At 43.5% G+C, this 22,869-nt stretch carries 17 protein-coding genes; 12 read left to right on the top strand and 5 right to left on the bottom strand.

The annotated features are described in order from the left end of the window. Positions 1-117 precede the first annotated feature (117 nt). Positions 118-636 carry a single-stranded DNA-binding protein gene (locus tag L5M17_RS18885; protein WP_263148828.1) on the bottom strand — a complete coding sequence of 173 codons (519 nt, stop codon included), beginning with the start codon at positions 634-636 and terminating at the stop codon, positions 118-120. A gap of 72 nt (positions 637-708) precedes the next feature. Beyond that, a complete protein-coding gene (locus L5M17_RS18880; protein ID WP_263148826.1) occupies positions 709-1,284 on the bottom strand; it encodes a hypothetical protein in 576 nt (191 codons plus the stop codon). Positions 1,285-1,936: 652 nt separating this feature from the next. On the opposite strand from L5M17_RS18880, the gene L5M17_RS18875 reads away from it, so the two are divergent. The 3 genes from L5M17_RS18875 (at position 1,937) to L5M17_RS18865 (ending at position 6,290) form a co-directional block, all read left to right on the top strand. After that, on the top strand, positions 1,937-3,103 hold the full coding sequence (locus L5M17_RS18875) for a replication initiation protein (RefSeq protein ID WP_259560892.1): 1,167 nt from the start codon (positions 1,937-1,939) through the stop codon (positions 3,101-3,103). Positions 3,104-3,997: 894 nt separating this feature from the next. After that, positions 3,998-5,215: an AAA family ATPase gene (locus L5M17_RS18870; protein WP_259216125.1), complete on the top strand. Its 1,218-nt coding sequence runs from the start codon at positions 3,998-4,000 to the stop codon at positions 5,213-5,215. Beyond that, positions 5,205-6,290, top strand: a complete 1,086-nt coding sequence (locus L5M17_RS18865; RefSeq protein WP_259216124.1) for a hypothetical protein — start codon at positions 5,205-5,207, stop codon at positions 6,288-6,290. Before L5M17_RS18870 ends, L5M17_RS18865 begins: the two co-directional genes overlap by 11 nt. A gap of 414 nt (positions 6,291-6,704) precedes the next feature. Here L5M17_RS18865 and L5M17_RS18860 read toward each other — a convergent pair whose 3' ends face one another. Both L5M17_RS18860 and L5M17_RS18855 read right to left on the bottom strand, forming a co-directional pair. Continuing rightward, positions 6,705-7,052 (bottom strand): hypothetical protein, encoded by a 348-nt coding sequence (locus tag L5M17_RS18860; protein ID WP_259216123.1) that lies wholly within the window; start codon positions 7,050-7,052, stop codon positions 6,705-6,707. A 14-nt stretch (positions 7,053-7,066) separates the two neighbouring features. Next, positions 7,067-8,329 (bottom strand): PD-(D/E)XK nuclease-like domain-containing protein, encoded by a 1,263-nt coding sequence (locus L5M17_RS18855; protein ID WP_259216122.1) that lies wholly within the window; start codon positions 8,327-8,329, stop codon positions 7,067-7,069. A gap of 278 nt (positions 8,330-8,607) precedes the next feature. Between L5M17_RS18855 and L5M17_RS18850 the strand changes: the two genes are divergently transcribed. Genes L5M17_RS18850 through L5M17_RS18840 form a run of 3 tightly spaced genes read left to right on the top strand, consistent with a single transcriptional unit; the run spans position 8,608 to position 12,869 of the window. Continuing rightward, positions 8,608-9,435, top strand: coding sequence for a hypothetical protein (locus tag L5M17_RS18850; protein WP_259560890.1), 828 nt, complete (start codon positions 8,608-8,610; stop codon positions 9,433-9,435). Continuing rightward, complete coding sequence (locus tag L5M17_RS18845; RefSeq protein ID WP_259216118.1) at positions 9,435-10,172, top strand: TraV family lipoprotein; 738 nt, start codon at positions 9,435-9,437, stop codon at positions 10,170-10,172. The genes L5M17_RS18850 and L5M17_RS18845 overlap by 1 nt, the downstream gene beginning before the upstream one ends. A gap of 12 nt (positions 10,173-10,184) precedes the next feature. Further along, positions 10,185-12,869 (top strand): TraC family protein, encoded by a 2,685-nt coding sequence (locus L5M17_RS18840; RefSeq protein ID WP_259216117.1) that lies wholly within the window; start codon positions 10,185-10,187, stop codon positions 12,867-12,869. 30 nt (positions 12,870-12,899) lie between these two features. Here the strand turns inward: L5M17_RS18840 and L5M17_RS18835 are convergent, their stop codons facing one another. Further along, positions 12,900-13,622, bottom strand: a complete 723-nt coding sequence (locus L5M17_RS18835) for an HDOD domain-containing protein (protein ID WP_259560888.1) — start codon at positions 13,620-13,622, stop codon at positions 12,900-12,902. Positions 13,623-13,776: 154 nt separating this feature from the next. On the opposite strand from L5M17_RS18835, the gene L5M17_RS18830 reads away from it, so the two are divergent. From L5M17_RS18830 to L5M17_RS18805, 6 genes are all read left to right on the top strand, one after another. After that, on the top strand, positions 13,777-14,268 hold the full coding sequence (locus L5M17_RS18830; protein WP_259216115.1) for a hypothetical protein: 492 nt from the start codon (positions 13,777-13,779) through the stop codon (positions 14,266-14,268). A 68-nt stretch (positions 14,269-14,336) separates the two neighbouring features. After that, positions 14,337-16,331, top strand: a complete 1,995-nt coding sequence (locus tag L5M17_RS18825) for a helicase-related protein (protein ID WP_259216114.1) — start codon at positions 14,337-14,339, stop codon at positions 16,329-16,331. Positions 16,332-16,386: 55 nt separating this feature from the next. Continuing rightward, on the top strand, positions 16,387-17,292 hold the full coding sequence (locus L5M17_RS18820) for a thioredoxin fold domain-containing protein (protein ID WP_259216113.1): 906 nt from the start codon (positions 16,387-16,389) through the stop codon (positions 17,290-17,292). Positions 17,293-17,477: 185 nt separating this feature from the next. Next, entirely contained in the window at positions 17,478-21,722 is a 4,245-nt protein-coding gene (locus tag L5M17_RS18815; protein ID WP_263148824.1) for an Ig-like domain-containing protein, read from the top strand. A 133-nt stretch (positions 21,723-21,855) separates the two neighbouring features. Then, on the top strand, positions 21,856-22,317 hold the full coding sequence (locus L5M17_RS18810) for an antitoxin Xre/MbcA/ParS toxin-binding domain-containing protein (protein WP_050991311.1): 462 nt from the start codon (positions 21,856-21,858) through the stop codon (positions 22,315-22,317). Beyond that, complete coding sequence (locus tag L5M17_RS18805) at positions 22,314-22,766, top strand: RES family NAD+ phosphorylase (protein ID WP_037426858.1); 453 nt, start codon at positions 22,314-22,316, stop codon at positions 22,764-22,766. The genes L5M17_RS18810 and L5M17_RS18805 overlap by 4 nt, the downstream gene beginning before the upstream one ends. Positions 22,767-22,869 lie beyond the last annotated feature (103 nt).

The raw sequence follows: 22,869 nt of genomic DNA, 5'->3' as shown, positions 1-22,869 counted from the left end.
TTTTGGCTCCGACTTATTGGGATCGGCCAGTTAAAGGCATGGCGCCGCAGGCTTTATGAGCCCCAGTGGACAGAACAAAAGCCGCTAAAAAGCGGCCATTTGAATAATCCCTACGAGTTATCGACGATAGTTATAATTCTGTTTCTGTGTATTTTGTGGGTAACCGCCCTGTGGTTGAGGCTGGTAACCGCCCTGTTGCTGTTGCTGTTGCTGTTGCTGTGGAGCATTTTGCTGGTAACCTTGCTGCTGCGGGGCATTTTGCTGGTAACCAGAGCTTTGGCCAGCACTGTCCTTTTGTGAGCTACCTAAAAGCTGTACCTGACCATCAAAGTCCACGACTACCTCTGTTGTGTAACGGTCTTGGCCGTTAGCATCTTTATATTTACGAGTCTTTTGCTTGCCTTCAATATAGACCTGACGGCCTTTACCACCGTATTGATTAATAATCTCTGCCAGCTTGCCCCAGACAACAATCTTGTGCCAATCGGTCACCTCTTGCTGAATACCCGCTTGGTCTTTCCAAGTGTCACTCGTGGCCACACTGAAATTTGCTACGCTTGAACCACTAGGAAGTGTTTTAAAATCAATATCCTGACCGATATTACCAACGATGATAACTTTATTAACTGAACCCATTTAGCTCTCTCCAAAGAAGTAATTAACGAGTATATTAAAACACAGACTCATAATCGCACAAATTTTGTATATTTAAATATTACTTGCCACCAGTTCCACACAAAACGGTGATACCGCCCTACCTACTCGCTTAGAAATCGCTTTCATTAGCAGAGTAATCTGCACGTATGCGGCAATTAGCTTGCTACGGCTCGGATCTTCTAGTCGTAACCAAAGAGAATGAAATGGATCGTTTACGTTGTTGCTTAGACAACCGTTGGCCAGCTGTAACAGATAACCCTGCACGTCCAGCCCAGTACCGGACTTCAATGACGAATACGATTTCACAGTTAATGGCTGACGATCACCAGCATGGATACACAAGCGGAAATCCTGCTTGTCGTGAGTAAGCACTGCATCGGCACCATAGAAACTAAATGCTTTACCAATTGGGTCGAGATTGCCGCTCGAAATCTCTGAATAGACAGCGTGAACAAACAACGCCTTTTGAGCGGGAGTAATATCCGGCGTTGGCTGCTCGCAAACTCTGGCACCGTGGTTAATTAACGTGTCAAACAATGAAAGCAGACTGTGTAAGGCGTTAACTTCGTTATCGGGCCACAACGAAGACAGTAAATCGGTTAACTGACTAGAGCTGGATAGTTTCATGAATGCCTCGCAATCAGGGAAAGATGGCCCGATATTCGCACCTGAATCAATTCACGCAAATTTGCTATCCCCTCCCCTGCCACGATTCACCGCAGAATTTCAATATAAATACCGTGTGACCACCAGAGTTTACTCGTCTACTCATAGATTTTTCTCGTCTGCTCTGGAGTGGCTTTCACAGTTTGATGCTAGAAATCAATACTGATACACAAATATATAGATCAAAATCTATCTGTTCCAGAAAATTACATTTAAAATCAGCAACTAACGCAAATTACAAATCATTTTTCCTCCTTGAAAAAATCTGAATCAAAAACTTAACAAAATTGCGCAAAAAAAATACAGATTTTTAATTGAAAGATCCTGTTGTTCAGCATGGAAAATAAATATATATAGAACAGCAGCTTACACTTGAATGACGAATTTTAATCACATTTTAAGACGAGTAAACTATATGGATTACACGAATAAAATATTGGTGTATTACGAGTGAAATATTGTGCAAACACGAAAACAATATTGAGAAACACGAATAAAATATAGGAGTCAACTTGTAAAAATTGGTAGGACACGAAAAAAATATGGAGTAAACACGAAAAAAATATGGAATAGCTATTTGGTGACCGTTATATTGATGCTACGGGAGGATGCCATGACAGATAAAACAAACAACACGCAGATTCAAAATGGTTCAGATGGGGTAACAACAACATCGAAAAAGGTCAAAACTGACAAATTTGATGTTCATCCTGAAGCGCAGCTGCCTCAGACTTATAGAAAGAACCACAATTTAATCTACAGTCGCATTTCAATGACGACTCATGAGCAAAATCTACTAGCTCTATTTCTGATCCAGATGCAAAAGACAGAATGGAAAGAAGATACCCAGCTCGAAATTTCTATCCCAGCTTCAAGATTGGCTGATTGGCTGGAAGTCGAATCCAAGAGCCTAGCTGCAACAATTAAACCTGTGGCACTTCGGCTTCAGAAACGAACTGTTCTAGCAGAGCACCCAACAACTCATGAATTTGAATCATCCGTGCTTTTTCCTACAGTGAAATACGCTCGAGGAAAGTTAACAATGGTTCCAAACTATGATTTGAGAGATTTCTTCCACGATGCTTCTAAGGGTTATGCTTCGGTCAACGTAGCAAGATTCCTACGACTGCGAGGTAAATACTCTAAACCGATGTATGACCTATTATCTCGGTTCAAAACACCTGACAAGCAGTTGTATAAAACAGACGTTATAACGCTCAAAGGTGTTTTCGGGTTAGTTGACGACAAAGATAACTATCTTCCAGGCAAGAAAACGATGAAGGACACATCGGTGTTCGTTAATCAGGCACTTGTAAAGTCGATTGAAGAAATAGAAGAAGCCTGTGGTGACGAATTGATGTTTTTCAACACAGATGCGTCGGGCAAAAAACGTCATGGCATTATCGAAAATAAAACTGGCAACAAAATCACGAGCATCGAGTTCGAGTACCTTTGGATAGATCAATTCATTAAATTGCATCCAATGGATCTCGAGGCGGCAGCGGAAGTCGCAATGAATGCAGAAAATCGCCTCCGTTTGAAGAAAGAAAAGATTACACAGGAAGAGACCGAGCAGCTGGCCGTCGCATACTACGTACTTTCAACACACTATGAAAAATACAGACCCCGCTGTAGAGAGTTATTTTACGATATCTACAAACACTACCGAAAAATTTCAATTGAAAAAGCGGAAAACTATACAGAATCGGAACGGCCCAAACTAAAGAGTTCAGCCCTCGATAAATTAGACTTCTTGTTAAACGTCGAAACCGACAAATAACTCCTCCCCTATCACTCCCTAGATCTATTCCAGTAGTTTACTCAATTGCGAGTAAACTACTGGGTTGCACACGAATAAAATACACAGAAAGTCACGAGTAAACTGCTGGTATATACACTAGCAAACTACATGAGTATTTAGTCAAAAATCTTAAAACCTATGTATCAAGGACTTACATTGAAAATATTACGAGTAAACTACATGTCTCGACACGTATAAACTCTATGAGTCACACGAATAAACTAATTGTTTAAGTACAAAGTTTATTCAATTTAGGGAGTCAACCCTATTTTTAGTACAATAAATAAGCTAATTTTTAGGTTGTGGATAAGTACACTAATAAACTCTATGGGTAACACGAGTAAAATCAGGGTATTACACGAGTAGACTCAAGTTTGATCACGAATTAGATCTGGGTGTAAAGCGAGTTAGATCTGGGTAATCGACGAGTTAGATCTAGGAGTAAAGCGAAAAAACTATTTAAAAAACTATCTTAAGTTGCTGAAAAATTAAGGTAATACTTTCCTTATAGATCTTTATATCTTTCATAGTTCTTAATAAAAAGATCATATTTTTTTATAATCCCAAGCAAATAGATCGTTTATTTGATCTTCTTAAGATCAAAAGCATCAACCCCCTCATTAAGACCTGAACCAATGCACTAATGGGCATTACGATCATTTTAGACAATATCACTAAAAAACCCCCTACTAATCATAATGAAAATCTCTCTGGGATTATTCAGTGGATTTATCTCATGCAGTCAAAAACTAGCTACAAGGTGCGGAAAATAACTCACTCAATATGAGGTGTGTATTTTTACGCACTTACTATTGAAATCCACACCTTTTAGCAGTAGTCTTATACGCAATTGATAAATGGAGTTAAATTTCGATGAATGATCACTTCAGAGACAAAATGCAAATCACTGCTGACAGAGCACGTAAAATGCTCAATACAATGTCAGACTCTATTTCTAAGCACAAAATCGAATTTGGTTTAGACACCTTTCACCAGCGTTACTCAAAAGGCGCATTAGCCAACTTGAGAGGCCTTACACGTAAAATCGTGGAAAAGTCGATTAATGAGATGGAAGCTGCCGGTTACAAATTCGATAAAAAACTAAACGGTAGTGTTGAGGTTTATGATCTCACTGTTGAACAGGTAATCGATATTTACAAGCATCGTGGACACAAAGCGTTAAGAGAAAAATTTGAACGCGGCTATGTAGTATTCCTTTGTAACCTCAAAGGCGGTGTAAGTAAGACAGTTTCTACAGTGAACATTGCCCAAGCGTTACGTTGCCACTCTGAAATGATCCAGCATGACTTAAAAGTGTTAGTGCTGGACATTGATCCTCAAAGCTCAGCCAGTATGTTCATGAGCCATAAAAACTCTATTGGCACTATTGATAACACAGTTGTACAAGCGGTGTTTCAAGACCTGACCCGTGAAGAGCTATTAGATGAGTTTGTCATACCTACTCAAGTTCCAGGTGTAGACATCATACCTTCAAGCATCGCAGATGCGTTTATTGCTTCACAATGGGAAGCTCTATGCGTTCAGCGTTTTGGTTCGGATATTAATCCGTTTGAGGCTTTATCTCGCAACGTGTGTGAAAAGCTGATCAACGATTACGATTTTATCTTTATCGACTGCGGCCCACACTTAGACTCACTTTTAAAAAGCGCATTGTGTGCAGCTGACGTCTTAGTTACTCCGTTACCACCATCAACTGTCGATTTGCATTCAACATTGCAATATGTGACTCGTATTCCTGAAATGCTAGATCATTTAGAAGCAGAAGGCGCAGCAACAAATCTAAAAGGCCATTTGGCATTTATGTCTAAGTATTCGCAGAGCGAACAGGATATTAACAGCTCAATGATTGCTAACGCTGTTTTTGCTGAAGACATGATGATGGCTAGCATTCCTGAATTATCTGCTTTCAAGCGTTGTGCAGAAACATTTGATACCGTTGTGTCAGTACATCCTGGTAGCTACACAGGGGACTCAAAAGCCCTTAAAAAAGCTAGAGAGTCACTAGACCAATTTACCTTGGCGCTATTCCAACACATTTCAAGAATTAGAGGATCAGAATATGGTTTCTAATCCTAAAGAAGCACGTAAACGCGTACCCTTCGGAAGATCCTTAATTGACTCTGCTGGTTTAAATAGCCAATTACATCCAGAATCTGCTGAGTCTGCACTCGTTGCTAATACTGATGTACGGAACGAATCAGCCGCTGCAATTAAAATTAAATTGTCCAGTGGTCGTACTCTTACATTCACTCGTAAGCACTTAACGGCAGAAGAACTCAAAACAAAGTCTTTTGTACACCCATTTAACCCGCGTCCCGCTGCCGATGTAACTCCAAATTCATTGCTGCTCATCCGTGAAACAATAGCAAAAGTGCAATTTTCAGATGCATTGGCAACACGAGATTCTACTGGCTATCACTTGTTTGATGGTCAGCGCCGCCGCATGGCAGCAATCTTAGAGGGTTCCGGTCTAAATGTGCTGTTTACTGATTTTGAGCTCACGGAAGAAGAAGTTCACGAAATCGTTAAATACGTCCAAACCTCAGAAAAGTACAGTTACCGAGATGCTGGTTTTCAGATGAAAAAAGCACTCGCTAAAAACGAGATTGAGATTGCTAACAATGACGAAAAAGAAAAGCCTCAAAAACTCTCCCTAAGAGATCTAGCTGTTCAATTCGACGTTTCTTATTCGTATGTAACGAGAGCGCTGAAGGCCACAGAAATTCCAGATGAAATTATTGAGTTGTTCCCCTGCCCTTCTGCTTTAAGTTCGACACAGATTATGGCTCTTTATGACATTACTCAAAAGCATCAACTTTCCGTTTTATTGAACGAGCATTTACTATCGGCAATAGAAAACATTCGCATAGATGCAAATGAAAGCGGAACATCGGTAGCGGGATTATTCGATGTTGATGGCCTGAAAAACAGTCAGATACTGAAGGTGTTTGAAGATTTCGATAAGCAATTAAAACCCAAGAAGTTGGCAAATGATAAAATTGCAGAGGGTAATGACCGCAATCGTTGGGCTAGATTATCTACTCAAAACCGAAAGACAAAGGTGGAAGTGACAAGGTTGTCGGAGCAAGAGATTGAGAAGCTAAAACAATTCTTAATTGATTTAGTAGAAGCTAAAAACCAGTAGTAAAAAGAAACTGACAGGCCGACCGCCAAGCCTGACCTGTCATGCACCAACAAACATACTTATTCGGAGTATTTATGTCAGCAGAAGTGATGTTAACACTAGCCACGGCCTTAAACAACGCGATTACCAATAAACAACCATTCAGACTTCCTGCAATGAAGTTCTATGAACTGGCGGAACTTAATCGTTGTTGCGCGAAATTGAGACAGAGGGCCCATTAAGAAAATGAAGCCAGCAGTGATGCTGGTTTTTTTGAGTGATTCGGTGGAATCAAGCGTTAAAATATTGGATATATATTTTAAATACAACAACTTAAGAGATTTTTAGTTTGGTGCGTTTTTTAGATAGAACCTAAATATCTGCACCAAGCAGCCTAGCGCGTAAGGTGTTGATAGTAATATGTATTTTAATTTTTTATATCAGTGATTCCACCGAATCAAGCCCGAGTTTTCTGCCCAGCCCTGGTATAGTGTTAAGCTCTAACTGATTTCGTTCCGCCCAGTCCCGCAATATTTCAATCAATGCTGGATTGTTTAGCTTAAATGCTGCTGCATAAGCCTCCCCTTTTAGCACAAACCCGTTTGCTCCGGCATCTAGTATCGCCTTAGCAATCTCAGGCTGATTTGAAGTAATTGCCGCACGCAGCAAAACACCATTCCTAAAGTTCAATAGATTACCCGTGAGCCCTGCTGAGATGTACTTGGCCACCAAGTGAGGTTTTTTATCGTAAATGGCCTTAAGTGCTTTGAGTTGCAGATTCATGTTCCTTCTCCTCCCTATCGAGTTGCAGCCAGAGAAGATTTACGTCTTGCCAATTTGATAACAGACTTGCCTTGTTCGGTGTAGCCTCGGTACTCGTTTTTCTTAATGCTATTTTTCATATTCTCAAGAATTATTGGCAGATCTTGCTCAGCGATAGTCCAATCATCATCGTGAAGCTCAAACACTTCACAAATTGCACAATCTCCCGTTTCTACGGTAATGAGTGGGAATAGACGCTCTGCATACTCGGTTTCTTTCAAATGTGGCTTAATCACTTTTAAGTAAAACACAGCTTGCAAATCGTAGCGTAAGTCTGCGAACTGGTAGGCAGCTAATGCTGGGTTAGCACTGCGCGTGGTTTTCAAATCGCAAGGAACAATGAATTTTTTTACGGCAGTTAACCAATCCACTTTACACTTAAGCATCAATCCGGTCTCAGGATCTCTTGTAAAGAATGCGACCTCCGCCATACCGTTTTTACGATTTAAAAATTTGTTCGCGTGAGCGTTGCGTTCAATGGCTTGATTGAGTCCGATAACACTATCAAACATCTCCTTTGACACTGGCAGCTTAAGCGCCTTAAGCGCGATGTGTTGATTATCCTGAAGTAATTTAATGATTGCAGCACAGGTCACCGTAGACTGAAGTTCGGTATCGCATAACGCAAAACACTCGTCACCAATATTCGCTTTTATCCACTCCAATTGACGAGACTCGAACGGTTTTTGCGGAGCGTTGGCTTGCTCAAGACGTTTGATTAATTCGGCAATGGTGCCGCTGGTTGTTAGTTTGTTGGCTGTGCAGGCATCTTTAAGCTCGGTTAATGATTTTGGATCATCTGGGAATTGCTCTGAGTCGAGCAGAGCAAATCTGCGAGCATTAAATACATCGGCTCCCTCTAGTGTTAATTCATGGCTTAGAACACCGGACTCGCGGGATTTAGCGCTGAAATTTTTACCTTTACCGTTGATATACGCTTGTTCGTATTTCATTGGGCTATCTGCATAGCACTTAACCTGACTTGAGCTAATGGCATCTAATGAGTGATACACATCGTTTGGAATATCTGAGTAAACACCTTCGATAAGTTCACCGGTGTCAGATAAGAATTGTGCTTTGCCGTCCACATAACCAGGCTTGACTAAATGCGTCAGGCTTGCGGGGATGATGCTTGAGGTTTGCTGGCTGGTGATGGTAACCGTGCTCACGCTGGCAGGATCAAAAAATGCGTTCATAGCAGAATTTAACGCATCTAAATCAAAATCAAATGAACTCATGATACTCACTCCAAAAATCTAAATCTTCAATTGCAACCATCATTACACGGCTTCCAAATGAGGCAAATTTTTAGAAATGGAGCAAAAAAATGCCCGCAAGAGCGGGCTATTGGAGTGAGCTTTTAGCTAATAGCTATAAGTTCTAGTTGTTTTAATAATGACTGCATCATACCAATCAAATTTTATTGCGCAAGAAATTCACGAAAAATGACTTGAAAATTGACTTGTGGATGCAAAACTGCTGAAATGCGCAACACACTTTTTGGATTGTAAGCGCTATGAGTATCAAGAAAAAGATAACCAAAATTGCGTTAGCAGTATCGCTTGGTTTGTGTCATCCGCTGGCTATGGCCAACAGTGGCTTAGATGCTTTGTTAGAGGCTAACAAATCAGCTAAGCAGTCACAAACACAACCAGAGAAAATGCCGGAAGGAGAGGGTAAGGAGCTTATCAAGAATGCTTTCTCGATGTTAAACGACATCGTATGGTCTCAAGCGCTTCCCGTGAAAGGTATGGTGATGATGGTCTCTCGAGATGGTACTCAAGTGCTCGCCTCCACGGATGGAAGGATTCTCGTTAAAGGCGGCGAGGTATTCGATGGCTGGAACCGTTCACCTATAGCAACTGAAGCCAACGCAAAGGCGGCATGGCTTGCCAAGATTGATAAGGTCTTAGGGGTTTCTGTGAAGGATATGGCTGCATATTACATTGGTGATTTAGCAAAAACAGAGCCCGATCTAGTTGTATTTGTAGATCCTTTATCGAAGTTAAACGCTGACCTATTTAACAAGCTCCTTTCGATTAAAGGTAAGCAAATCGCGTTACTGCTTACCCCAATAGTGAATGGTAAAGAGGCTGCGATCAGAGCTAGGGAGCTGTGGTGCGCCAAAGACCAAAGTGAATCCCTACGATTGCTAGTTAACAGTGATTTCACCACAGCCCCAGAAACCCTCGAAAACTGCGACATTAAAAAGCTATCCACCACGATTGGGGTTACTCAATTTCTACAGATCCGTCGTTTACCCTATTTCGTTAACGGACACGGACTGCACAACGTCGGATTACCCGATTCATTAACTGATTTCATTTCCCAAACGGAGAAATAATGATTACTCGAGCATTAAAATTAGGCATGGTCGCAGTTAGTTTGGCAACTCTTTTTGGATGTCAGTCGATGTTCGAAACGGGTGAAGAACCTACGGTTTGTGTGAACACTCAAAACAGCGGATTACCCTGTACCACCACTAGAGAAATTCTGAAACTGGCTGATACACCAGGCGGCATTGAGGCAGAAAAAGCGCGGCGAGCAGCTGCAAGCGATGAAGATTGCCCTGACTGTAACGTACCTAAGAAGTCAGTGGCTACCTCCGGCGCAATGGCCAATCAATCCGGCTATGGCTTGGACGCTAACGGCCAACCAATTACCCTGAATGACGTCAGTAATGCTTACATGTTTAGGGCTGATAACAACCGTGCATTACCCGCACCAGAGCCTATCGCTGTTCGACAGGCGCCCAAAATGCTTCGTGTTGCATTTGCTCCATGGCAAGACGACAAAGGCCGTTTACAGAACGTCGGTTATGTCTATACCGAAATTGAAACCCGTAAATACACCTATGGCCGTGAAGCATTCAACATGCCTGCTCAAATCACTCCGCTTTATATTCGTCAGCAATCCATTGAAGAAGAGCGAAGGGGTAACCCAAGCGAAATTAACGGAGTTGGCATTAAGACAGGTAAACCTGGGCGTAATAATTTCAATGCTGATCTAGAAGCGGCAAAGGCCACTTTGGACCAAGCGCCAAAAGCAGTTCAAGAAGCGTTACGCGCTAACGGCAATTAACACGGGTGCGAAATGACAACTGTAAATAACTGGAAAAATAGTCAAGGCATTGAGAAATATTCCTCAATCATCCCAATCTTAGATGAATTTGTGAGTGAGGAAGGGGAGCATCTTGGTTACATCTTAGAAGGGGGTTACCTTGGCGTAACGTGGCTATGTCCACCGTCAGGTGGTTATGGTGCAAATACGATTTCCACGCTGGATTCGATTTTCAAAAAAGTCTATCCAGAAGGGACTGTGCTGCAATTCTCGCTAGTGGCTTCAGACGACTTAGTAACAGTGTTAGACAATTACCGACATTGCCGTGGCAAGCGTAATCGGTTCGATACGGTCATTGATAATGACAATATGACCGAATACATGGTTGATTATTATAAAGCGCTTGCTGATACCTCAATCCCTTCGCGAGATATGGAAGGTGTACCGCTTCGCAACTTCGAGGTATGGGCCTCAATCAAGGTGCCTATCAAGAAAGCCATGCCGACTACAGAGGAAGTCGAAGATTTTGTAGATATGGCTAACAACCATGAAGCGTCATTACAACAAATCTTTGGTGTAGCGACCAAAATGCAACCTGAGATCCTAATTAACCGATTGCAGATGATCCACAACCCATCCCCGAATGCAGTTTGGCGCCGTGGAATTAAAGTAGATGGTAGACAAGGCTGTTACCGTTCTACTCAGCCCATCCGTGCGCAGTTGCTTGAACCTGGCACTGAGGTCAAAGTCGATGGTTCTGATTATATGGCGATTAAAGCGGAAGATGGTTCTACACGATTTATTCAAAGTGTGAGCATTAAAGAGTTCCCAGATTCCATTTACCAAGGCACGTTACATTTAATGACTGGCGATTGGTTGAAAGGGGATGATGGCGCTATTCCCGGCAATTTCATGATCAACCTTGTTGTTGAAATGAGCCCTAAGAAAGTCGCTAAGGATTACTCCAAGCGCCGCCTAATGGCCAAACAGATAGGTGAAGGTCCGTGGGCTCGTTGGATTTCGTCTTTGAAATACGGCCTGCAAGATTTTGAATACTACGAGCATTATCTAGAGCGAGAAAAGGCTCAGCATTGCCGCTTTCATTTAAACTTTCAAATGTGGGGACCGACTTTAAAGTCAGTTAAGAACTGCACTAAAAAACTAATCACGCGCATGGAAGGCTTTAGTTGGTCAGCTGGCGTGGATAGCTTGATTGGCCGTTTCACTTGGCTAAATGGTCTGCCAATGTGTACCTCAAGTGAAGTCAGTAGTTTCATTGAACGCTTTGACTTTCTCCCTAGTAACTTGGTCAAGTTCTTCGTTCCTATGGTGGCATCGTGGCCAGGAAACGCAGTGCGACACCCTGTGCTGACATACATTGCCCGTGATGGTCAGTTAATCACCTTTGACCCATTAAAGTCAGACTCCAATTACAACATCTTTATAACCGCAACCTCTGGCGCTGGGAAGTCGGTCTCTGCTAACTATTTGATTGAAGGTCTACTTTCAACCGGAGAAAACCGTTATCCAGATGCACTTGGTAATATCCACGGTGATCCTGATGGTGGCCGCGTATTCATCATCGACTCAGGTCGCTCATACGTTAAAACAACAGAGTTGTACGCAGGACAGTTCGTAGAGGTTATTCCGGACAACCGCTTTGCGTTTAACCTATGTCCTTTTAAGAGTATCGACGAATCTCAAAAAGATACTGATGAAGGCGTTGTAGATAGTGACGCTAACAACTATTTAGGCGCTCAAGGTGAAATGCTGTTGAACATCCTGAAGTTGATGGCTTTCCCACTTGGAGACTGTAACAGCTATCAATACTCTGCAATGTCAGTATTGCTCATGCAACTGTGGAACGAGAAGGGTAGGGAAACCAGTATTGACGATTTCGCTGATGCTTGTGCTAAACATCCCCGAGAAGAAGTTCAACAAATCAGCGACCAATTGACTCCTTGGTGTTACTTACGCGGTGGCCAAAACAGTTGGATGTTCAACCCTAGCAAGCCGCCCATTCAGTTTGAGAAGGATTTAGTGGTGTTAGAGCTAGACGGACTTAACGGTTCAGACCAGCTCAAAGCGGTGTGTATCATGCTGTGTATTCAACGTATTCAGCAGGAAATGTTTAGGCATGATCAACTGCATATTGTGAAAGCCTTTATTCTCGATGAAGCGTGGGAGTTCTTAAAGGAAAACAAGGGTGTAGATGAGCAGACCCGTCAGGTTCTTCAAACTCTGGCAAAATTCCTCGAATCTGGTTGGCGTCGTTTCCGTAAGTACAACAGCCTGGGTGTGTGTATTTCGCAATCGATGAAGGATGCCAACGAGTCGCCTGCGGGTATCGCGATGGCCAGTAACTCGGCTCACTTATTCTACCTCATGCAAAACGGTGAGGAACTGGCCCGACTCAATAAAGAGGGTAAGTTCATTGAGCAGGATTACCTTTTACTGAGGAATATCAAGACGGTTAGGCCGTTTTTCAGTGAAGTTCTGTTATGCAGTGGCGGCACAAAATCTGTAGGCAGGCTATATCTGCCAAGGGCTAAAGCACTGACTTACTCTACCGCTCCAGACGAGAAAAAACAGATTGAAATCATGATGAAAGACAAGGGGGTCGATATGTTTACCGCTTGCCAGATGATTGCTGAAAGGGAAGGAAAAGATCTAGTCGGGACATGGCGACGTCGATTCGACGCCAAAAATGAATCTTAGGCCTGCTGCTCGCAGGCCTCGCGTTCTTACTTAAAAGAATGGATTAGCGTTGATACTGGAAACAACTTCTTCAAGCTGTCTCTCAGGGAGGCTCGAATCTACCCCAGGGAAGGGGGATAACAGATGTTTATGGGCAACAGCGGAAATCGCTAATGTGATACTCGAATGTTCATTGGCAAGATACAGCTCTATTGCTTGCAGTGTTTCTTCAGGGAATGACCAGTGTCGAATGAACACAGGAAGTAGTTCTTGGTTGAGTGCTGTGCATTCACCAATTGTGACATTAATACCCATGTGATCAGCGTAACCAGCTACCAGCATAGCTCCACCGAATAACGCAATGCCTGTGATATACGAACTGGGTTTGCGCTGAATGTAGTCGAGTGCGATGGCGGTGTCGATTGAATAGTTTATGAGTTGAGCACTGACGTCATAAGCGGAGCTAGGCAACAGTTGTCTTAGCATGTAGGTAATGATCAGATTGACACTTCTGAGCGTTCCTAGTTTGGTGATTGCACGTTTTAAATCATCAAAGTTTTTAATGACGGGTAATGCAGCTGAATTGGCTACACGAAGGAACAACGCAGCGAGAGCAGCATCATTACCAACAAGTCGGTAAAGTTCATTAATGGGATCGTCGTGCTTCAAAATTTCCCTGATCTCCGGTACGGGGACATTTTTGATAAGTAAATCAAACTGAGCGCTTTGGGTTGCGTCAGTTATTGATTTAGCCGATATGGTGTAGTTAGCCATAAATCATCCATTAATTAACCGCTTAGACGCTTAGACGCTTAGACGCTTAGACTGAAGAGTATCATGAAACACCTGATTGAGTGTAATCGTACATCAGTATCTATGCCGTACAAAAAAATTAATTAGTATAAACTACTTTAACTATGGGGGTCGCATGTTGAGAAATATAAATTGTATGGTGTTAGGTTTGATGTTGGCTGTTTTTTATTCGTTCACGGCGCCAGCATTCGCATCACCCGCGCCTAATGAGGCTGAAAGCTGTGCTGTTGCTATGGCCCAGTTTCGCTATTACGCACATGGTTATGAGACTGGGGCTAAATGGATCCCAGGCAGTTTAGAGGCACCTAAGTACGCTGAAAGCGAAGTCAATCCAGAAGGGGTGATTATTGATTATTATATTGCTAAAGAGTACACCGAGGGTAGCAATCAGATCCCTGTTGAAATTACTCGTCGATTAATTCACACGGCATATAACAACTATCAATCGGGTCATAGCGCATCGTTTGGGAGCTACTGGACGTTGGCCTCGTGTATGGGGGTTATTAATAAGCCAATCGAGTTCCTAGGACGCTGTGACGAAAGAGAAGCGCAGCCGACGAAAAGGGGATTCCAAGAATTCGTGCAGTGTGCTAGTCCCAACAGCTAATTCTCAAAATTTGCCTCAATCAAGAAGCGTGATCTAATGGAGACATAGAACACGAATCGGATTGGGGCATGACAGACACGTCTTTAGAGCAATTATCCAAGTTTGGCATAACTGAGTTATGGCAAGTTGGACTTGTAATGCCTCTGCAATACAAAGATTTACGCCTTGTTCAATATGACTTGAATCCCTATCAAGGCTTCTCTGGGATGACGCTTTTCGGCGGTCATATTCACTCCGTATCTGACATCAAGTTAGGACGCACTAAAAAACGCAGTCCCTTCATCATTGTTGAGCTGACAGACCAACAGGGGTTCCGACTGAAAACCTTCGTTTACGACACAGCTGAAAACCTAAAATCGTTGAGCAACGGGCTCGCGATGGCTAATCAGCATCACCCTATCTATGTCTATGGCTTACCGGAATATCAAAACCAACAACTGATTTTAAAAAATCAGGAGTTTATTGCCCCCGATGATTTAGGGCGGTTGCATGTGTGCTATGAACTGGCCAAGGGAAGGAGCAAAGCGGAACCCAAGGTAATCGATTTCCTCAGCCGCTTACTGTCAGAACGTGATGTTATCAAGGAGTGTGCTGACAAGATTAGAGAGCTGCTTTCAGCTACCGCTGTAAGTAACAAACGACTAAAGCAATTTCTGGGTGCAGCCCCGAGTGACAACATCGAGCAGATGTTACAGGAGATCCATTTCCCCGATTGTGTTCAACGAGGTTACGCACGGATTCGGCAAGTTAGTAAGTTAGCAGCAGTCCTCATTGGTGCAGAGGCAAAGAAATTGGCGTCACAGTGGGGAGTAAAGCGTGTCCCGTTGCAGTTTGAGTCAGAGGCGATAGATAACCGCATTAAATCGTTACCATTCCAAATGACCGAGGAACAAAAATCCGCGGCATTAAGTATGGTCGTGCAAATGACCACGGCAGTATCTCAACACATGATGTTAATTGGTGACGTTGGCACCGGAAAAAGCTGTGTGATTGGCACCTGTGCCGCCTCAGTTGTGGATGCTGGTGGGCGAGTGGCCATTATGCTGCCTACTTCGAATTTAGCGCGTCAGTTACATCGAGAGTTCTCTGAGTATTACCCTGACATCAGCCCGACGTTAGTCATTGAAGGGGAGATCATTGAAGAGATTTCCCAATGTCGAATGTTGATTGGTACAACGGCGATTATACACAAACAGTGGCCATTCACATTTGATCTGGCCGTCGTGGATGAGCAGCACAAGTTTTCAGTAGAACAGCGTGAGCTTTTTTGCGCTGACGGGGCGCATTTACTGGAATCGACAGCAACCCCAGTACCGCGAACTGCGGCTTTGCTGAAACATGGAGTGCTGAAGGTATACGAGCTAAAGCATTGCTTCGTAGATAAGCGTATTGAGAGTCGTTTGTTAGAGCATTACGCAGGTCGAGACTTGGCAATAAGAGCGTTAAAAACGCTTCAAAGCGGCCAAAAGTTATTGATCGTTTGCGCCCTTAAAGATGAAAGCAAGTGTGAGGCATTTGCGGATATTCAGAATGCGACAGAGGCATACGAGAAATGGTGCCGATTCATCCATAGTAATCGTCACGTCCTGCCGGATGGTAGCGGGGTAGTTCTGGCGCATGGAGGGCTAACAAACGAAGAAAATGCTGCGGCAATCGATGCGCTCAATACGGGTGATGCAAACGTGCTGGTAGCGACGACATTAGTTGAAACTGGGCTGACGATTAAAGGGTTAACCCACTGCATTGTGATGAATCCAGACAGGCTAGGTCTCGTCCAACTCCATCAGCTTAGAGGGCGCTTAGCAAGGCACGGAGGGGTAGGGTACTTTGATTTACTGTTACCCCTTGAAATAAGCCCAAAATCAAAGGATAGGCTAGAGTTAATTTCTCAAATTTCTCATGGCGTGACGCTAGCGATTGAGGACATGAAATTAAGAGGATTTGGCGATTTAACCAAATCAGGTCGCTCGCAAACGGGAGTTAATCAGCGATATTTGTTCGGTTACAAAATCAATCTTGATGATTTAAACGATGCAATTGAGTTGATTGATTCCTCAAGTTAGGCCAAAATCAACACAATTTTATTAATCTAAGCGCTTTATAGTTTATGGGCAAGGTATGAAACTACAATCGTTAAGCAAAAAATCGTTCATCGCATTTATTGTTATCTTGGCTCTTGTCCTTCTCGCTTGGGTAGTGAGCCAGTTCAACAGCTATAAAACATCACTACCAACGGGTGTTGCCAAAGATGGCCCAACGGCCCTAGCAACTTTGTTGAGCAGTAACGTCAATAACAAAGTGATCCAGAAATGGAGTGTCACCGACGGTTCGCAAAATATCACGGGCTGGCTGGTGGATCTGAGTGGTCAAAAACAAATTTATTGGAGCACGGGTGACTTTGTTATTGCTGGTGGTCTGGTGGATGCGAATGGCGTCAACTTAACGGAGCAGTGGGCAACGACGCTGGGCATCTCCGAAGCCGATAGGAATCAGCCACAACAAGCAGGTCAAGCACAACGCGCACCTGTTGCTCAGCAATCTTACACTGAGCAGGATTGGCAAAGTCTCACTGCGGCGAAATACATTCAACTGGGCTATGAACAAGCGTCAGCTGAGAAAGCTATTTATGTATTCTTTGAACCCTTCTGTAGTGCTTGCAGTAGTTTACTCGCACGTTTGAAACCCGAGATTGAAAGCAAACAGTTGGATGTGCGCTTGGTGCCGTTAGCGTGGATCAGCGCCAACTCTGTCCCAGCAATCCAATCCATGATTGATGGCGGTAAGGACGCGGTGTGGAAGCACGAAGAGGCGAAGCAAACTAAAGCTGCTTATGCCACTGCAACACCAACCCCAGAAACTAAGATGGCCATCATCCAAAACTCTGAGCTCATGGGTACACTGGGCATCCAAGGTACGCCAACGCTGTTTTATCGCAATGGTGGTGAAATGGTCAAAGTTGTGAATAACTTTGCCGCAATCTCCCAAGCCATAAACTCGCTACAACTCTCCGCATCAGTCAATTAATTTCCCATCTCCATAAGGAGATCCCAATATGGGATCTCCTTGGTATCATAAACTCATTTGATTAATTTAATGTGCATTTATTCATCGCAAAATTCCCGTTAATTGCTTAAAAAATGGGTAAATAAATATATCCATTTATATAATTCTGATAACCTATGTAATCATAAAAAAATGTTGGATTCAGAATGAGCGACTTAATTTTCAGTAAATCCGCCATAGCGCTACTTATACTAGCGCAATCGGCGTGGTCATTTAACGCTTTAGCTGTATCCGGTGTAACCATCACTGGTGAACTGTCTGCAAAAATGCCCGAAATCGTCTTGACCCCACCTTCAGGAGTGGTGGCTAACGTCCAGCAGGTGCAAATCAAACCAACTCAAGGAACCGGTGCGGGTTGTAGCTTAACGACGGATGTAGCGGCGGCAAAAGCCTTTACGCAGTCCCAAGGTAACATGCTCTGTTTACTGGAGTGGAGCTTGCCATCAGGGTTAAGCACTTACAGCGATGGTATTCAGGGTTACTTTAATAACTCTGGCAATAACATCATCGGGTATACCGTAAGTATTTATTCTGGCAGTGGCAGTGAAAAAGTGCTGGTTGAAACAGGCTCGATGACTGTGGAAGCGGCGCAAGCTATTTCCCCAAACATCGTTGAAATCGTAAGTGACTTAACCACTGGTATCCAGTTAGGCTCGGACGTAACCAGCAACAGCAAGGGAAACATCCTCAAAACCGTCCAAGTTAAGACCGATTCAAGGCCATATACCCAAGTAGTTAATGCGCCGAGTCTCGGGGCGTGTACCATCCCGATTGGCAGCACATCATGTACCATGTCCACAGCTGGCACGACTATTGTCACCGACACAAGCAGTTCGACGGGCTCAACCAACTACAGCATGAGCGTGGATTCGGATAATGGCTATTTCAAAACCATCAATGGCCAATATCAGTCGCAATACAATCTCGCGTGGGACTTCAGGACCGCGACACTCGACGATTATATGATGCAAGCGGTGGCCTCAGGTAACGAGGTGCCAATCACTAAAACATTTGCAGACGGCACGACACTAACTATCGAGAACGAAAAAGCGCTATTAACAGTAGCTACCCCTCACGCGGGTAAATCCGGTACGTGGTGGCATCCACAGGCGACTATTACGTTAAAACCAGATCCACAGTATTCAATCAAACAACCAAGCTATAACCTGGCAGGAAATGACATTCTCTCTACCGATGTTATTACCTTACCTACGGGAGAACTTAAGCTGAGCCCTAAGCTCGTTGAGCAGCATTCCGATGTATGGGCATTCGAGTTTAACCTGTCTTCGCTTCCAGATGGCGTTTACATCCCATACGCGACGTTGACGGACGCTTACAGCAACACCTGGGAAGGTGTCGTAGGTGAGTCCAGTAACATCGATAGAAATCCTCCAACTATCAGGATTTACAACACTAACGGCGGCATTGTTAACGCTGCCGACCCTATTTATTTCTTTGATGATATTCTCGTTGCGGCTGTTGATTCCATGTCTGGTGGGGGGAAGGTGATTGCTGCGTCAGTGGATGGCCAATCAGTTCTTGGAGATGGTATTGATGAAGGGATTGAGTATTTAAAAATGCTCAAAACTCCAGATACTCCATTAGAGCCCAATACTGATAAATTACTATCTGTGGTAGTCCAGGATAATGCTGGTAACACATCAGTACAGGAAGTCTCAATTCGATATATGCCAGTAAAATGGCAGATAGATGACAGAAGCCAGACCTATCGAAGAGGTGTTCAAGCGGTCTCTATGCCACTCAAAAACACCGAGGGGGTTGGTTGTCGCATGTATGCGTCAGCTGAGCAGGCACGTAAAGCTGGTGGTCAGTTAAATTATCGCTGTTTTATTGAATGGCTACAATTCCCTGATGGCACAGGCTCTCAATGGTCTAACTCTCAGCAAGTGCTCGCGGGTACGTTCCAAAAAGCGACCAGTACATCCTCACTTAACGAGGCTAAGTACAAGGTTTGGATGATCAACCGAAAAAACTCAGAAGCGCTCAGCTTTGTGGGTTCGCAAGCATTTAAAGTGACTGAGCCGGAGCCGCCAGTAGTAACTGTTGCTAAATACCGTGAATTTAAACCTGACATTTTTACGACGACAGTTGATGGTGGGGTGATTACCACCACGTCAGCTGAGTTTATTAACGGTGATTTAACTTTTTCAATCACTAGCAGTGATGGCACTCAGGTGTCATACCCTTACACACAATCAGGCTCAGCTCAGTCTAAAAAGCGGATTGGTAAAGTTTTAAGTGTGGGGGCATCTGCCTTGTGGACCACAAGAGATATTGAGCTAAAAGCTCAGTACACTGGGGACAAAACCGCGTTAGGCACTAAGAAGGTTAAAGTTCTGACTGTGCCAGCTAATACTATTGTGGCGAAGCTAGAAACCCCCGAGGTACTTCAAAACACTCAGTCTACGATCACTGCTAAAGTGAGTATTGGCTCTCTGGACTTCTTAACTCGAAAAATGACTTACGATAAAGAGACTATGGGTGATTGGTCTGCGGTCATTGCATTGGAGTCGCGAAACAAAGAAGGTACTAGCTATCAAAACCTAACAGAGCCATTAAAGCTTAACAGTGAAGGTGTGGCATCTGCGGAAATCCCATTCAAGGACTTTTCTATCGGCAGTTCTCGCTTAGTGGCTCTGGTGACTGTGGACAGTAAACTGGCTGATTACCAAAAAACGATTAAGAGTAATTCTGCATTTTTCCAGATTTATAAAGGTGAGGCTATTGACGGAGATATCCAGATAAAGCGCATGGCGGGTAAAGCGCCATTCGCGGCTCAACTGCTATACGTACCTAATACACTAAATGACCGTCGTGCTAAAGGCGACGTGACTTGGGAAATGTCGAAAGATAGTGGCGGTACGTGGGAAGAAATTGCCACTAACAAAGACTTTGTTCAACTCCTATTATCAACAAAAGGGATCTACCAATTTAGAGCGCAGATTGCGAACAAATACAGTGGAATTAGAACAACCACTGATTTTCAAGAGGTGTTGGTGTACGAGCAACCTGATCTGAAGATTGAAGGGGTTAGTGCATTGCATAGTGGGGAAACTGGTGAGTACAAACTTCTGGATAATGACGAATCTATCGACTTGACTTCAACGGAGGTCCAATGGTCTTTAGATGGTGTGAACTGGGTTAATGGTGATGATAGTTTTACATTAACAATGGACAACGATACTCGCTACAACGTTTATGCACGCGCTGCTTACGTGAATACTGAGCTGGCTGGTGGTGCTAGATTCTCGAAGGCTACTAAGATTGTACGTGCTGCACGATTACAACCTGTGAGAATGTCGTTGCCAGTAATCAAAGCGATGGAAGAAGGTGTACCCTACACACTAGATGTGACAACTACCTTAGCTGATACTGCCGCAGGTACTCCAATCATTACTGAATGGACTTTGCCGGACGGTACTAAAACTCTATCACCATCTATTACTTACACCCCAACAGCGGCAGATGTCACTAATAAGCTGGTTACACTACAAGTCAGAGCATGGGCAGAGGGGTATCAGGCTGAGACTGAAAACCTGAAACGGTTAACGCCTGCTGCATGGAGATATACTTTCCCATCTTTTGAGATCATCAGCAAAACGAACAGTAGTTATGCCCCAACTTCTGGTTCAATGTTGATTAACACACCGACAGATCTCCCTCCTTACTATTCAGGAGTGACTTTCTCAGTAGAATGGAAAATCCCTGAGACATTTGAAGTGGTTCGTAAGTCAGATAAGCAAGTGGTTTTCAATGTGACGGAAGCGGGAACCGAGAATGTTCAAGCTACGGTCACCGATAACAGAGGAAACGCTAAGGTGGTTTCAAGCTATATTGGCACCAACCAAGCGCCGGAGCCCCAGTTGAGCATTGAGCCACGTTATAGCAACACTATGATGCGCGAGCCATTAACCGTGATAGCAAACTTGTCAGGCAAAATGGGACATCCATTAGACAGAATCAACACGGTTAGTTGGTATCTAGATGGCAAGCTGGTGGAGCCTACCAATCTGAGGGTGATGGTAAGTGGTGTTGAAGCGGGTGTTCACAAACTAAAAGCGGTTATGACATCCGTATTCAACATCCAACGGGAGTACGAAATGGAAATCCCCGTTGCCAAAAACGTAGAACCCAAATGTAACGTGAAGGAAAGCAATTATTCCAACATTCTCCGACTCGATCTGATATGTACTGACGAAGATGGTAAGATGGCGAAATACGAGTGGAACATTAACGGTGAAGTATCACCCTACATTGGATCTTATATTTACGTAAGTAAGTCAACTGGTTATAGTGCTGTGATTATCGCTAGAGGCGTGGATGACTCTGGCGCTTACTCAAATTCTATTGAGAAACATTACACATATTAAACCGTTCAAATAAAGAATCCCGCAAGTGCGGGATTTTTTATAAATGCTAATTTCATGTGAGACATTAAAATTTGTCAAATGAGACGTATAGTGCGATAATTAATCATAATTTTGGAATGCAGGAGTCATTGATATGGCTGTTCAACAATTACGTGAGTTCAGATTAAAACCTAAAGCACATCAATCTATCTGGGCTAAAGTGGGGTTGCCTGCTGGCGAAGGCCCTGTGCTAAGTGACGCAATAAATCATGGGTTTAGTATTGATGTTGTGAATCGCTTTGCCGAAGCCGTTTCCATGCCCGTTACGAACCTTGTTCAGTATGCCGGTTTAAGCCGGGCAACCTTCGCCCGTCGGGTAAAGGATAAAGAACATCGACTGAAACCTAGTGAAAGCGAAGCGTTTGCAAGGATGATACGAATGTATGAAGCAGCAACTTTGATGCTTGGTGGAAACAAGGCTGATGCTATTCAATGGCTCAATGAACCCGCAATTGGATTGAACGGTAAAAGACCAATTGAGTTAATGGGCTCTGAGTCGGGCACATTAGATGTCATTCGTCTAATTAATAGATTAATGCACGGAGTTTACATGTGAAGCTCTATCGCATTGTATCAAAGCAGTACGTGGATTCTGCATGGAATGGACAAGGGGCTGCAATGTATGGGGGGCGCTGGAACTCATTGGGAGTACCGATGGTGTATACCTCTCCTACACTATCTCTAGCAATCCTAGAAGTCTTAGTGCATCTCAATTCACCCCGAAGATTCGATAACTTCGTCACGCTTGAACTGGAATTGCCCGAAAGTGAATTGATGATGTTGCCACAAAGCGAATTGGCCGAGGGGTGGCGATACAACGACATAATGTCCAGAGGGCTTGGAGATTCGTTTATAGAGTCTGAATCGGCGGCTGGACTGATGGTGCCCTCGTTTATTGTGCCCTTGGAGCACAATGTGTTGGTCAACCCTTCCAATCCAGTTGTAATTGAGTCGGTTAAGAATGCCGTTGATTTAAAATATCAAATCGATCCAAGACTAATTTAAGTTGTTGATTAGCTAGCATAGACAACTCGGTTAAGCGGGTTCTCATTTTATTTATGACAAGTAAAATCTAACCCAAACCAAAAAAAACCGAGGTGGTTGAGGC

Origin of the sequence: Shewanella sp. SW24 (assembly GCF_025653395.1) — a bacterium.
GTDB lineage: Bacteria > Pseudomonadota > Gammaproteobacteria > Enterobacterales > Shewanellaceae > Shewanella > Shewanella oncorhynchi.
The sequence above is the reverse complement of the archived record's forward strand: the minus strand, read 5'-3'. Positions and strand labels throughout refer to the sequence as shown.